The sequence below is a fragment of the Streptococcus sp. Marseille-Q4154 genome, assembly GCF_916700545.1.
Taxonomy (GTDB): Bacteria; Bacillota; Bacilli; order Lactobacillales; family Streptococcaceae; genus Streptococcus; species Streptococcus infantis_I.
On the sequence record NZ_CAKAKN010000001.1, the window covers coordinates 276,651 to 290,683 of the forward strand.

A 14,033-nucleotide genomic window follows, 5' to 3' on the forward strand; every position below is an offset into this window, starting at 1 on the left:
CATATCATCATTTAGGAGAATACTAATGAAATTTAGAAAACTAGCTTGTACAGTACTTGCGGGTGCTGCTGTTCTATCTCTTGCTGCTTGTGGCAAATCAGACGCTAAAAAAGACGCTGCAAGTGATGCAGGGAAAACTGAAATCACTTGGTGGGCTTTCCCAGTCTTCACTCAAGAAAAATCTGGTGACGGTGTAGGAACTTATGAAAAATCTATCATCGAAGCTTTCGAAAAAGCAAACCCAGATATCAAAGTTAAACTAGAAACAATCGACTTCAAATCTGGTCCAGAAAAAATCACGACAGCTATTGAAGCTGGAACTGCTCCAGATGTACTTTTCGATGCACCAGGTCGTATCATTAATTACGGTAAAAATGGTAAATTAGCTGAGTTGAATGACCTCTTTACAGATGAATTTGTTAAAGATGTTAACAATGAAAACATCATTCAAGCAAGTAAAGCTGGTGATAAAGCATACATGTATCCAATCAGTTCTGCACCATTCTACATGGCTATGAACAAGAAAATGTTGGAAGATGCTGGTGTAGCTAACCTTGTTAAAGAAGGTTGGACAACAGATGATTTTGAAAAAGTCTTGAAAGCACTTAAAGACAAAGGATACACTCCAGGTTCATTGTTCAGTTCTGGTCAAGGGGGAGACCAAGGAACACGTGCCTTCATCGCTAACCTATACGGCGGTTCTGTAACAGACAAAGAAGTTACTAAATACACAACTGACGATCCTAAGTTCGTCAAAGGTCTTGAAAAAGCAACTAGCTGGATTAAAGATGGTTTGTTGAACAACGGTTCACAATTTGATGGTGGAGCAGACATCCAAAACTTTGCAAACGGTCAAACATCATACACAATCCTTTGGGCACCAGCTCAAAACGGTATCCAAGCTAAACTCTTGGAAGCAAGTAAAGTTGAAGTGGTAGAAGTTCCATTCCCATCTGATTCAGGCAAACCAGCTCTTGAGTACCTTGTAAACGGATTTGCAGTATTTAACAACAAGGATGAAAAGAAAGTTGCTGCAGCTAAGAAATTCATCCAATTCATCGCTGATGATAAAGAGTGGGGTCCTAAAGACGTAGTTCGTACAGGTGCCTTCCCAGTTCGTACTTCATTTGGAAAACTTTACGATGACAAACGTATGGAAACAATCAGTGGTTGGACTCAATACTACTCTCCATACTACAACACAATCGACGGATTTGCTGAAATGAGAACTCTATGGTTCCCAATGTTGCAATCAGTGTCTAACGGTGACGAACAACCTGCTGCAGCTTTGAAGACATTCACTGAAAAAGCGAATGAAACAATCAAAAAAGCAGCTAAATAATAAGCCCTAAATAAAAAGTAAAATCCCCCCTTTTCCCTGTGCACATCTGTGTACGAAAAGGGGGAGTTTTGTTTAAAAAAATGTAAGGAACTGACAGGTCAAAATTAAAATGAAGTTCTTACATAGGCTTTTCTTGGAAAAAATTTCATTTTGATTTTACATCAATGTCAGATAACAATCAAAAAACAAAAACTATTTGAAAGTGAGGTGCCGACTGTGAAAGTCAATAAAATTCGCATGAGAGAAACAATTGTTTCTTATGCATTCTTAGCACCAGTATTAATCTTCTTTATCGTCTTTGTCCTAGCTCCAATGATCATGGGATTCATCACTAGTTTCTTTAACTACTCGATGACTAGCTTTGAGTTTGTGGGACTTGACAACTACATCCGCATGTTTAAAGACCCTGTCTTTACAAAATCTTTGATTAATACCGTAATCTTAGTTATCGGTTCTGTACCAGTCGTTGTACTCTTCTCACTATTTGTGGCATCACAAACTTACCAACAAAATGCAGTTGCTAGATCCTTCTATCGTTTCGTATTCTTCCTTCCTGTTGTAACAGGTAGTGTTGCCGTAACGGTTGTATGGAAATGGATTTATGATCCTCTATCAGGTATTTTGAATTTCGTACTTAAGTCAAGCCATATCATTAGCCAAAACATTTCTTGGTTGGGTGATAAAAACTGGGCTTTGATGGCGATTATGATTATTCTTTTGACAACATCAGTTGGTCAGCCAATCATCCTTTACATCGCTGCAATGGGTAATATTGATAACTCACTTGTTGAAGCGGCGCGTGTCGACGGAGCTACTGAGTTACAAGTTTTCTGGAAGATTAAATGGCCAAGCCTCCTTCCAACAACTCTTTATATCGCAATCATTACAACCATCAACTCATTCCAGTGTTTCGCTTTGATTCAGCTTTTGACTTCAGGTGGTCCAAACTACTCAACAAGTACACTTATGTACTACCTATACGAGAAAGCCTTCCAATTGACTGAGTATGGCTATGCCAATACTATTGGTGTATTCTTGGCAGTTATGATCGCAATTGTCAGCTTTGTTCAATTTAAAGTACTTGGAAACGACGTAGAATATTAATAGAAAGGAGACAGCTATGCAATCTACACAAAAGAAACCTTTAACAGCTTTCACTGTTATTTCAACCATCTTCTTGCTTTTATTGACTGTACTGTTTATCTTTCCATTCTACTGGATTTTGACAGGTGCATTCAAATCACAACCAGATACCATTATGATTCCACCACAATGGTTCCCTAAAGCTCCAACAATGGAGAACTTCCAACAATTGATGGTGCAAAACCCAGCCTTGCAATGGATGTGGAACTCAGTCTTCATTTCATTGGTAACTATGTTCTTGGTTTGTGCAACTTCTTCCCTAGCAGGTTATGTATTGGCTAAGAAACGTTTCTATGGACAACGCATTCTATTCGCTATCTTTATCGCTGCCATGGCTCTTCCAAAACAAGTTGTCCTAGTACCATTGGTACGTATCGTCAACTTCATGGGAATCCATGACACTCTTTGGGCGGTTATCTTGCCTTTAATCGGATGGCCATTTGGGGTCTTCCTCATGAAACAGTTCAGTGAAAACATTCCAACAGAATTGCTCGAATCTGCTAAGATTGATGGATGTGGTGAGATTCGTACTTTCTGGAGCGTAGCCTTCCCAATCGTGAAGCCAGGATTTGCAGCTCTTGCAATCTTTACCTTCATCAATACATGGAATGACTACTTTATGCAGTTGGTTATGTTGACATCTCGTAACAACTTGACCATCTCACTCGGGGTTGCGACTATGCAGGCTGAGATGGCAACCAACTATGGTTTAATTATGGCAGGGGCTGCTCTTGCAGCTGTGCCAATCGTAACAGTCTTCCTTGTCTTCCAAAAATCCTTCACTCAAGGGATTACTATGGGAGCGGTCAAAGGTTAATACTCTGCGAAAATTGAATTCAAACCACGTCAGCGACTCCTTGCCGTACTCAAGTACAGCCTGCGGATTGCTTCCTAGTTTGCTCTTCAATTTTAATTGAGAATAGGAAAATCTATTTATTGAAAACGATATAGTATTATAAGTGTCTACAAAATGGATAGGAGTTGGTTGCTTCATGAAGTTTTGTTAGACACTTATAAACTTACTGGCTAGACATTTTGTGTCTGAAGATAACAATCAGGTAAAGGAAATTACTATGATTTTTGATGATTTAAAAAACATTAGCTTTTACAAGGGAATTCACCCAAATCTGGACAAAGCTATAGATTATCTCTATGAGCATCGTAAGGATACTTTTGAATTAGGTAAATACGATATTAATGGGGATAAGGTCTTTCTAGTTGTACAGGAAAATGTTCTCAACAAAGAAGAAAATGATCGCTTTGAGCATCATAAAAACTATGCAGATTTGCATTTGTTAGTTGAAGGACATGAGTATTCTAGCTACGGTTCTCGCATCAAAGATGAGGCTGTAGCCTTTGATGAAGCCAGTGATATTGGCTTTGTTCATTGTCACGAACAATACCCACTTTTGTTGGGATATCACAATTTTGCAGTTTTCTTCCCAGGAGAACCTCACCAGCCTAACGGTTATGCAGGTATGGAAGATAAAGTTCGCAAATATTTATTTAAAATTTTAATCGATTAGTCAGTTAGGAGGAGCAAACAATGGCACATAAAGGATCTGGATTGATAAAAGCGGCATTTGATACGGATAACTTTCTGATGCGTTTTTGCGAGAAGGTTTTAGATATTGTGACGGTTAACCTACTCTTTGTTGTGTCTTGTTTGCCTATTGTGACTATTGGAGTAGCTAAAATCAGTCTCTATCAGACAATCTTTGAAGTGAAGCGCAGCCGTCGTATTCCTGTTTTCAAAATTTATATTAGAGCCTTTAAGCAAAATTTGAAATTAGGTTTTCAGTTAGGTTTGCTGGAATTAGGAATCTTTTTGATCAGTTTGGTTGACTTATCACTATTTTGGAGTCAAACTGGTGTTGCCTTTCAGCTCATTAAAGCTATTTGCTTGGGAATTCTGATATTTTTAACCTTAGTTATGTTGGCTAGCTATCCAATTGCTGCACGCTATGAATTAACTTGGAAAGAAGTTCTTCAAAAGGGCTTGCTTTTGGTCAGCTTTAACTTCGTATGGTTCTTCTTGATGCTTGCAATTATTTTGTTAATCATTATGCTTCTTTATCTATCAGGCTTTACTCTAGTGCTTGGTGGTTCAGCATTTCTACTCTTTGGCTTTGGTCTTCTTGCCTTTTGCCAAGCTGGATTAATGGAAAAATTGTTTGCTAAATATCAAGCAGATTGAAAACGATATGAAACTACTTTCAAACAAGAAAAGCTATGGGAGATGAATAGAAATTAAAATCTAAGTGGCTAAGATGTATTGAAAGCGCTTTTTACAAGGTGTATACTAAAATAGTAAAAAATCATCTGCTCAAAGCAGAAAAAAGAAATCTTAGGAGAAATCTATGTCAGATTTAAAAAAATATGAAGGTGTCATTCCTGCCTTCTACGCATGTTATGATGATGCGGGTGAAGTTAGCCCAGAACGTACTCGTGCCTTGGTACAATACTTTATTGATAAAGGTGTTCAAGGGCTTTATGTCAACGGTTCTTCAGGTGAATGTATCTACCAAAGTGTAGAAGACCGTAAATTGATCTTAGAAGAAGTTATGGCAGTTGCCAAAGGTAAATTGACCATCATTGCTCACGTAGCTTGTAACAATACCAAAGATAGTATTGAACTGGCTCGTCATGCAGAAAGTTTGGGAGTAGATGCTATCGCAACAATCCCACCAATTTACTTCCGTTTGCCTGAGTACTCAGTTGCTAAATACTGGAACGACATCAGTGCTGCTGCACCAAACACAGACTATGTTATCTACAACATTCCTCAATTGGCAGGTGTTGCTTTGACTCCAAGTCTTTACACAGAAATGTTGAAAAACCCACGTGTCATTGGTGTTAAAAATTCTTCAATGCCAGTTCAAGATATCCAAACATTCGTTAGCCTTGGTGGCGATGACCATATCGTCTTTAACGGTCCAGACGAACAATTCCTAGGCGGACGTCTCATGGGTGCAAAAGCTGGTATCGGTGGTACTTATGGTGCTATGCCAGAACTCTTCTTGAAACTCAACCAATTGATTGCGGATAAAGACCTAGAAACAGCGCGTGAATTGCAATACGCTATCAACGCTATCATCGGTAAATTGACTGCAGCTCATGGGAATATGTACTGTGTGATTAAAGAAGTCTTGAAAATCAATGAAGGACTTAACATCGGATCAGTTCGTTCTCCACTTACACCAGTGACCGAAGAAGATCGTCCAGTTGTAGAAGCAGCTGCTCAATTGATTCGTGAAACTAAGGAGCGTTTCCTCTAATCAATAGGAGGCTTTATGACTAATTACGTTGCAATTGATATTGGTGGAACTAATATCAAATATGGTTTAATTGATCAGGATGGACAACTTGTAGAGTCTAACGAAGTAGCGACTGAGGCTCACAAGGGTGGTCCACACATCTTACAGAAAACAAAAGATATCGTAGCTAGCTATCTAGAAAAAGGACCAGTGTCAGGTGTAGCAATTTCCTCGGCGGGAATGGTTGATCCTGATAAGGGTGAGATTTTCTATGCTGGTCCACAGATTCCAAATTATGCTGGAACTCAATTTAAGAAAGAAATTGAAGAAAGCTTTAACATTCCTTGTGAAATTGAAAATGATGTTAACTGTGCAGGGCTTGCTGAAGCTGTCTCTGGTTCAGGAAAGGGTGCAAGTATTACCCTTTGCTTGACGATTGGGACTGGTATCGGTGGTTGCTTAATCATTGATGGGCAAGTTTTCCATGGCTTTAGTAATTCTGCCTGTGAGGTTGGTTATCTGCACATGCAGGATGGAGCCTTCCAGGACTTAGCGTCTACGACAGCTCTTGTTAAGTATGTGGCTGATGCACATGGAGATGAAGTGGAACAGTGGAACGGTCGCAGAATTTTCAAAGAAGCTACCGAAGGCAATAAACTCTGTATGGAGGGGATTGACCGTATGGTGGATTACCTTGGTAAGGGTCTCGCAAATATTTGTTATGTTGCCAATCCAGAAGTTGTCATCCTTGGTGGTGGTATCATGGGGCAAGAAGCAATTTTGAAACCAAAAATCCGTAAGGCTTTGAAAGATTCGCTTGTTCCAAGCTTAGCAGACAAGACTCGACTTGAATTTGCCCACCATCAGAATACTGCTGGCATGCTCGGTGCTTATTATCATTTCAAAACAAAACAATCCTAAATTGGCCTTGCCAATTTAGGATTTTTAAATAAAGACAAATACTAACTTGCTTACTGCTGGCAAGGTATCTTGCATTTTTGACTTCGATATAGTATATTTAAGTTAATTCAAATATATATCAGTAACACCAATAGATATGGACTAAAGGAGAGCAATCATTGACCTATAATCAACAAGAAAAATATAACAGTAAAGTAAGCTCCCCTGAGGATCAAGAAACAGAAATTGCTGCTTATGGACCACTTCCAAGCAAGGCTCAATTGGACTACCACAAGGAAGAATTGGCTGCCTTCATCCACTATGGTATGAATACTTATACCAACTCTGAGTGGGGGAACGGTAGAGAAAATCCTCAATACTTCAATCCAACAAATCTTGATACAGATCAGTGGATTAAGACTTTGAAGGATGCTGGTTTCAAACGAACAATTATGGTTGTAAAACATCATGACGGATTTGTAATCTATCCTTCTCAATACACAAAACATACGGTCGCTGCTAGTCCGTGGAAAGATGGTAAGGGTGACCTTCTCGAAGAAATCTCTAAATCAGCGACTAAGTATGACATGAATATGGGTGTTTACCTATCACCATGGGATGCCAACCATCCTAAATATCATGTTGCAACTGAGAAAGAGTACAACGAATACTACCTCAACCAACTCAAGGAAATTTTTGGCAATCCTAAATACGGAAACAATGGTAAATTTATCGAAGTATGGATGGACGGTGCGCGTGGTAGTGGAGCTCAAAAAGTAACCTACACCTTTGACGAATGGTTCAAGTACATCAAGGAAGCTGAAGGAGATATCGCTATCTTCTCTGCACAACCGACAAGTGTCCGTTGGATCGGTAATGAACGTGGTATCGCTGGAGATCCAGTTTGGCATAAGGTTAAGAAAGCTAAAATCACTGATGATGTGAAGAATGAATATCTCAACAATGGAGACCCAGAAGGAGATATGTACTCTGTCGGTGAAGCAGACGTTTCTATCCGTTCAGGTTGGTTCTACCATGATAATCAACAACCAAAATCAATCAAAGATTTGATGGATATCTACTTTAAGTCTGTTGGTCGTGGAACACCGCTTCTTCTCAATATTCCACCAAACAAAGAAGGTAAATTTGCAGATGCAGACGTGGCTCGCTTGCAAGAATTCCGAGCAACCTTGGATCAAATGTATGCAACTGACTTTGCTAAGGGTGCAACTGTAACTGCAAGCTCTACTCGTAATAATCACTTGTATCAAGCAAGTCATTTGACAGATGGTAAGGATGATACGAGCTGGGCACTAGCAAATGATGCTAAGACAGGTGAATTTACTGTCGATCTTGGACAAAAGAGACGCTTTGACGTAGTCGAACTCAAAGAAGATATCGCTAAGGGTCAACGTATCTCTGGCTTCAAGGTTGAAGTTGAACTCAATGGTCGTTGGGTTCCATATGGTGAAGGGTCAACTGTTGGTTATCGTCGTCTTATCCAAGGTCAACCAGTAGAGGCACAAAAGATTCGTGTAACTATTACTGGTGCACAAGCGACTCCAATCTTGACAAACTTCTCTGTTTATAAGACACCAAGCAGTATCGAGAAGACAGATGGTTACCCTCTAGGACTAGATTACCATTCAAATACAACTGCTGATAAAGAGAATACAACTTGGTATGATGAATCTGAAGGCGTCCGCGGAACATCTATGTGGACTAACCAAAAAGATGCTAGCGTAACCTACCGTTTCACTGGAACAAAAGCATATGTAGTGTCTACAGTTGATCCAAACCACGGTGAAATGTCCGTTTACGTGGATGGTCAAAAGGTTGCAGACGTACAAACGAATAATGCAGCTCGTAAACGTAGCCAGATGGTTTATGAAACTGAAGACTTGGCTCCAGGTGAACATACCATCAAACTCGTTAACAAAACTGGTAAAGCTATTGCAACGGAAGGTATCTACACGCTCAACAATGCTGGTAAAGGTATGTTTGAGATGAAAGAAACGACCTATGAAGTTCAAAAAGGTCAACCGGTTACTGTAACCATTAAGCGTGTTGGTGGTAGCAAAGGAACAGCAACAGTCCATGTTGTAACAGAACCAGGAACAGGGGTTCATGGTAAAGTGTACGAGGACACAACAGCTGACTTGACCTTCCAAGATGGTGAAACTGAGAAAACAATCACGATTCCAACTATCGACTTTACAGAGCAAGCTGATTCAATCTTTGACTTCAAGGTGAAAATGACCAGCGTTTCTGACAATGCCCTTCTTGGATTCGCAACTGAAACAACTATTCGAGTAATGAAAGTAGACTTGCTTTCAAAAGAGAATTGAGTTTTGATACATTTGTTATAACCACATTTGAATGATAAAAAATCCTAAATTGTTAAAATCAATTTAGGATTTTCCCTTAATTGTTAAAATCAATTTAGGATTTTCCCTTTCTGTGATTTCTACGATAACCATTCAGTCTATTATTCTCCCAATAGCTATTAAAGATTTTTTCTTTACTTTCGCGATCAATCTCTAGGAAATAAGCGTAGAGTAAATCAATGATAATCAGCATTGGAATCTGAGCAGAAATTCGTTGAATATAAGATGCTTGGTTTTGGCTTGCGACCAAAATGGTTTCTGTAAATGCTTGAGTATCCTTATTCGGTGAACTTGTAAATAGAACTGTCTTAGCTCCCATATCCTGGGCATCTAATAGGCTATCGATGATAGATGGTGTTGTTCCTGAGAGAGAAAAACCAAACACCAAACATTTTTCATCAATAATGCTAGTCGTCCAGGCAAAACCGTCTGGATCTGTTAAGGCTTCACAGACGACACCCAATCTCATAAAACGTAGCTTCATCTCACGTGCGACTAGACCAGAACTCCCAGTTCCGAAAAAATACACGCGTTCGGATTGGTCAATCATCTGAGCCACGCGTTCCAGCTGCTCATCGTCAATCAATCCTTGAGAAATTTCTCGCAGGTTTGCATAACTTCTAAGGACTCTCTGAGTCAAAGGATTCATATCCTGTTGAGGAGTAGAAAGAGTGTCTTTTTGTTGTTGGTATTTGAAGATGAACTCTCGATAGCCCTTAAAACCACATTTCTTGGCAAAACGAGTGAGCGCTGCCTGGGAAATATGAAGTTTTTGAGTAACTTGCTGAGAGGATAAGTCATCGTTTATGGTATCTGCCTGCAGAAAATAGCGAGCAATTTCTTGCTCTAAATCGGTCATTTCTTCAAAGTGAAGCTCAATGATTGTAGAAATATCTTGCTTATTCATGGGACTCCTTTGATAGCTATTTGCCAGAATTTATTTGATAAATCTAACAAATAAAATAGCGCTTACCTCCATTATATCATAGAAAATAATTTTTGGACCAAAAAGGAAAAGTCTTTTCTTTTTCCATAATTTTCTACCTAAATTATGGTACAATGAAGAGTGTGATTTTGATTAGAAATGAGATTGATGTGTATGAGAAAATTCAATAGCCACTCGATACCGACTCGGCTTAATTTATTGTTTGCAATTGTTATTTTGCTCTTCATGACAATCATTGGTCGCTTGCTCTATATGCAAGTCTTAAACAAAGATTTTTATGAAGCTAAGTTGGCATCTGCTAGCCAGACACGGGTTACAACGGGTTCTGCTCGTGGGGAAATCTACGATGCTACAGGAAAACCTTTGGTAGAAAACACAGTCAAACAAGTGGTTGCTTTCACACGAAACAACAAGATGACGGCTGCAGATTTAAAGGATATTGCTACTAAACTTTTAACTTATGTAACGATATCCTCACCAGATTTGACGGAACGTCAAATTGCTGACTATTACCTAGCTGATCCAGCAGTTTATAAAAAAACGGTAGAGGCCCTACCAAAAGATAAGCGTTTTGATTCTGATGGTAATCAACTTTCTGAATCGGATCTCTATAACAATGCTGTTGAGAGTGTTAGCTCTAGCCAAACTAATTATACAGAGGATGAAAAGAAGGCTATTTATCTCTTTAGTCAGCTCAATGCAGTTGCTAATTTTGCGACCGGGAATATTCAAACCGATCCTTTGAGCGATACACAGGTAGCTGTGATTGCTTCTGCTTCTAAGGAATTACCAGGTATTTCCATCTCTACTTCATGGGACCGAAAAGTCTTAGAAACCTCTCTTTCATCTATTGTCGGAACTGTTTCTAGTGAAAAATCCGGTCTTCCAGCAGAAGAAGTAGACACTTATTTGAAAAAAGGCTATTCGCTCAATGACCGAGTCGGGACTTCCTATCTTGAAAAGCAATACGAAGAGGTCTTGCAAGGGAAACGGACCGTCAAGGAAATCCATTTGGATAAGCACGGAGACATGGAGAGCGTAGAAAATATCGAAGAAGGTAGCAAGGGGAAAAACATCAAATTAACCATTGATTTGGCCTTCCAAGATAGCGTAGACAACCTCTTAAAGAACTATTTCAACTCAGAACTTGCAAATGGTGGAGCTAGATATTCAGAGGGTGTGTATGCAGTCGCCCTTAACCCCAAAACAGGTGCTGTTTTGTCTATGTCAGGACTCAAACATGACCTGAAAACGGGAGAGTTGACTCCTGATTCCTTGGGAACGGTAACCAATGTCTTTGTCCCAGGTTCGGTTGTTAAGGCCGCTACCATCAGCTCAGGTTGGGAAAATGGTGTTTTATCAGGAAACCAAACCTTAACAGATCAGCCTATTGTTTTCCAAGGTTCAGCTCCAATTTATTCTTGGTATAAATTGGCATATGGATCTTTTCCTATTACAGCTGTGGAAGCCTTGGAGTATTCATCCAATGCTTACATGGTTCAAACCGCGTTAGGAATGATGGGTCAGACCTATCAACCAGAGATGACAGTCAAAACCAACCAACTTGAGTCTGCCATGGGAAAACTCCGTTCAACCTTCGGTGAGTATGGTTTAGGAGTTTCTACAGGAGTCGACCTACCGGATGAGTCAACAGGATTTATCCCCCAAAAATTTGACTTGGCTAATTATTTAACTAATGCTTTTGGCCAGTTTGATAACTACACACCGATGCAATTAGCCCAGTACGTTGCAACTATTGCAAATGATGGTGTTCGTCTAGCTCCACATATTGTCGAGGGAATATACGACAACAATGATAAGGGTGGCCTTGGGGAATTAATCCAAGCAATAGATACCAAGGAAATCAACAAGGTCAATATTTCTGAATCAGATATGGCAATCTTGCACCAAGGATTTTACCAAGTATCGCATGGAACTAGTCCCCTTACGACAGGACGGGCGTTTTCAGATGGCGCCACTGTTTCTATCAGTGGTAAGACCGGTACAGGTGAAAGCTATGTAGCTGGTGGTCAAGAAGCTAATAATACCAATGCCGTGGCCTATGCTCCAACAGAAAATCCTCAAATTGCAGTTGCAGTAGTCTTTCCTCATAATACCAATTTAACCAAAAATGTTGGGCCAGCAATTGCTCGCGACATTATCAATCTATACAACCAACACCATCCAATGAATTAGAAAGGAAGCCATGCTTTATCCAACACCTATTGCTAAGTTGATTGACAGTTATTCCAAACTTCCTGGTATTGGGATTAAGACAGCAACCCGACTGGCCTTTTATACTATTGGGATGTCGGATGATGATGTCAATGAATTTGCAAAAAATCTCCTTGCAGCCAAGCGAGAATTGACCTATTGCTCTATTTGTGGACGTTTGACAGATGAGGATCCTTGTTCTATCTGTACCGATCCTAGCCGTGATCAGTCTACGATTCTGGTCCTGGAGGATAGCCGAGATGTTGCTGCTATGGAAAATATCCAAGAATACCATGGACTATACCATGTCTTGCACGGCCTCATTTCACCAATGAATGGGATTAGCCCTGACGATATCAATCTTAAAAGTCTCATGACTCGTCTCATGGATAGCGAAGTTTCAGAGGTTATCGTGGCCACCAATGCAACAGCAGATGGTGAGGCGACCTCCATGTATATCTCTAGACTTCTTAAACCTGCAGGGATTAAGGTCACTCGTCTAGCACGAGGTCTGGCAGTAGGAGCTGATATCGAATATGCGGACGAAGTAACGCTCCTAAGAGCCATTGAAAATCGTACCGAACTTTAGTCTGTAAGGATATCGAACAGGCAATTAGTTAGCAGATAAGACTTTAAGAAATCAAGAGACTGGATTTATTTTTAATCCAGTCTCTTTTGTGCTATTCAAGTTTAAAAAAATAAACAAATGTGATATACTAAAAAGCGAGTATTCTAGTAGAAATAGGACAATCATATGAAACAAACAATTATTCTATTATATGGTGGACGCAGTGCAGAGCGTGAGGTGTCTGTATTATCAGCTGAGAGTGTCATGCGTGCGGTTAACTATGATCGTTTCGCAGTCAAAACTTTCTTTATCAGCCAGTCTGGTGATTTTATCAAAACCCAAGAATTTACCCAAACTCCTGGCCAAGATGAACGTCTCATGACCAATGAAACGATTGATTGGGACAAGAAAATTGCTCCAAGTGCCATCTACGAAGAAGGCGCAGTTGTTTTTCCAGTTCTTCATGGACCTATGGGAGAAGACGGTTCCGTTCAAGGTTTCCTAGAAGTCTTGAAAATGCCTTATGTCGGTTGCAACATCTTGTCTTCAAGCCTTGCTATGGACAAAATCACGACTAAACGTGTCTTGGAATCTGCTGGGATTTCCCAAGTCCCTTACGTAGCCATTGTTGAAGGGGATGACTTAGCTTCTAAGATCGCAGAAGTTGAAGAAAAATTAAGGTATCCAGTCTTTACCAAACCATCTAATATGGGTTCTAGTGTTGGTATTTCTAAGTCTGAAAATAAAGAGGAACTCCATCAAGCTCTCGAACTCGCCTTTAAATATGATAGCCGTGTCTTGGTAGAGCAAGGTGTCACTGCGCGTGAAATCGAAGTTGGGCTTTTAGGAAACTATGATGTCAAGAGCACTCTACCTGGTGAAGTTGTCAAGGACGTAGCCTTCTATGACTATGATGCCAAGTATATCGATAACAAGATCACCATGGATATTCCAGCCAAGATTAGTGATGATGTAGTAGCAGTCATGCGTAAAAATGCAGAAACTGCCTTCCGTGCTATTGGCGGGCTTGGTCTCTCACGTTGTGACTTCTTCTATACAGATAAGGGAGAAGTTTTCCTAAATGAGCTCAACACCATGCCAGGATTTACCCAGTGGTCTATGTATCCCTTGCTTTGGGACAATATGGGAATTTCTTATCCAGAATTAATTGAACGTTTGGTTGATCTTGCTAAGGAAAGTTTTGACAAGCGTGAAGCGCACCTATTGTAAAGACAAACATAAGGGCGGGGCAAGACTCCCTGCCCCTTTTTAAAGG

At 39.9% G+C, this 14,033-nt stretch carries 11 protein-coding genes and 1 pseudogene; 11 read left to right on the top strand and 1 reads right to left on the bottom strand.

Annotation, left to right across the window (positions count from 1 at the left end; genetic code table 11):
• Positions 1-25: 25 nt before the first annotated feature.
• From LG369_RS01360 to LG369_RS01395, 8 genes and pseudogenes are all read left to right on the top strand, one after another.
• Positions 26-1,342, top strand: coding sequence for an ABC transporter substrate-binding protein (locus tag LG369_RS01360; RefSeq protein ID WP_049494260.1), 1,317 nt, complete (start codon positions 26-28; stop codon positions 1,340-1,342).
• A 237-nt stretch (positions 1,343-1,579) separates the two neighbouring features.
• Positions 1,580-2,446: a carbohydrate ABC transporter permease gene (locus LG369_RS01365; protein WP_033630848.1), complete on the top strand. Its 867-nt coding sequence runs from the start codon at positions 1,580-1,582 to the stop codon at positions 2,444-2,446.
• A gap of 16 nt (positions 2,447-2,462) precedes the next feature.
• Positions 2,463-3,302 carry a carbohydrate ABC transporter permease gene (locus tag LG369_RS01370; protein ID WP_004250812.1) on the top strand — a complete coding sequence of 280 codons (840 nt, stop codon included), beginning with the start codon at positions 2,463-2,465 and terminating at the stop codon, positions 3,300-3,302.
• A gap of 256 nt (positions 3,303-3,558) precedes the next feature.
• Positions 3,559-4,011 (top strand): YhcH/YjgK/YiaL family protein, encoded by a 453-nt coding sequence (locus LG369_RS01375; protein WP_225750010.1) that lies wholly within the window; start codon positions 3,559-3,561, stop codon positions 4,009-4,011.
• 20 nt (positions 4,012-4,031) lie between these two features.
• Positions 4,032-4,682, top strand: coding sequence for a YesL family protein (locus LG369_RS01380; RefSeq protein ID WP_225750011.1), 651 nt, complete (start codon positions 4,032-4,034; stop codon positions 4,680-4,682).
• Positions 4,683-4,845: 163 nt separating this feature from the next.
• A complete protein-coding gene (locus tag LG369_RS01385) occupies positions 4,846-5,763 on the top strand; it encodes a dihydrodipicolinate synthase family protein (protein WP_006149428.1) in 918 nt (305 codons plus the stop codon).
• Positions 5,764-5,778: 15 nt separating this feature from the next.
• Positions 5,779-6,663 (top strand): ROK family protein, encoded by an 885-nt coding sequence (locus tag LG369_RS01390; protein ID WP_004250819.1) that lies wholly within the window; start codon positions 5,779-5,781, stop codon positions 6,661-6,663.
• Between the two features lie 194 nt (positions 6,664-6,857).
• Positions 6,858-8,990, top strand: a pseudogene (locus LG369_RS01395) (alpha-L-fucosidase); the annotation flags it as partial.
• A gap of 94 nt (positions 8,991-9,084) precedes the next feature.
• Here LG369_RS01395 and LG369_RS01400 read toward each other — a convergent pair.
• Complete coding sequence (locus tag LG369_RS01400) at positions 9,085-9,936, bottom strand: MurR/RpiR family transcriptional regulator (protein ID WP_004250821.1); 852 nt, start codon at positions 9,934-9,936, stop codon at positions 9,085-9,087.
• Between the two features lie 192 nt (positions 9,937-10,128).
• Between LG369_RS01400 and pbp2b the strand changes: the two genes are divergently transcribed.
• The 3 genes from pbp2b (at position 10,129) to LG369_RS01415 (ending at position 13,987) form a co-directional block, all read left to right on the top strand.
• Positions 10,129-12,171, top strand: a complete 2,043-nt coding sequence (gene pbp2b / locus LG369_RS01405; protein ID WP_318779989.1) for a penicillin-binding protein PBP2B — start codon at positions 10,129-10,131, stop codon at positions 12,169-12,171.
• 10 nt (positions 12,172-12,181) lie between these two features.
• Positions 12,182-12,778 (top strand): recombination mediator RecR, encoded by a 597-nt coding sequence (gene recR, locus LG369_RS01410; RefSeq protein ID WP_006152788.1) that lies wholly within the window; start codon positions 12,182-12,184, stop codon positions 12,776-12,778.
• A 165-nt stretch (positions 12,779-12,943) separates the two neighbouring features.
• Positions 12,944-13,987: a D-alanine--D-alanine ligase gene (locus LG369_RS01415; protein ID WP_225750013.1), complete on the top strand. Its 1,044-nt coding sequence runs from the start codon at positions 12,944-12,946 to the stop codon at positions 13,985-13,987.
• Positions 13,988-14,033: the final 46 nt, after the last annotated feature.

Coding starts and splice junctions, on each gene's coding strand:
- LG369_RS01360 (WP_049494260.1), top strand. CDS start 26: ATGAAATTTAGAAAACTAGCTTGTACAGTACTTGCGGGTGCTGCTGTT.
- LG369_RS01365 (WP_033630848.1), top strand. CDS start 1,580: ATGAGAGAAACAATTGTTTCTTATGCATTCTTAGCACCAGTATTAATC.
- LG369_RS01370 (WP_004250812.1), top strand. CDS start 2,463: ATGCAATCTACACAAAAGAAACCTTTAACAGCTTTCACTGTTATTTCA.
- LG369_RS01375 (WP_225750010.1), top strand. CDS start 3,559: ATGATTTTTGATGATTTAAAAAACATTAGCTTTTACAAGGGAATTCAC.
- LG369_RS01380 (WP_225750011.1), top strand. CDS start 4,032: ATGGCACATAAAGGATCTGGATTGATAAAAGCGGCATTTGATACGGAT.
- LG369_RS01385 (WP_006149428.1), top strand. CDS start 4,846: ATGTCAGATTTAAAAAAATATGAAGGTGTCATTCCTGCCTTCTACGCA.
- LG369_RS01390 (WP_004250819.1), top strand. CDS start 5,779: ATGACTAATTACGTTGCAATTGATATTGGTGGAACTAATATCAAATAT.
- LG369_RS01400 (WP_004250821.1), bottom strand. CDS start 9,936: ATGAATAAGCAAGATATTTCTACAATCATTGAGCTTCACTTTGAAGAA.
- pbp2b (WP_318779989.1), top strand. CDS start 10,129: ATGAGAAAATTCAATAGCCACTCGATACCGACTCGGCTTAATTTATTG.
- recR (WP_006152788.1), top strand. CDS start 12,182: ATGCTTTATCCAACACCTATTGCTAAGTTGATTGACAGTTATTCCAAA.
- LG369_RS01415 (WP_225750013.1), top strand. CDS start 12,944: ATGAAACAAACAATTATTCTATTATATGGTGGACGCAGTGCAGAGCGT.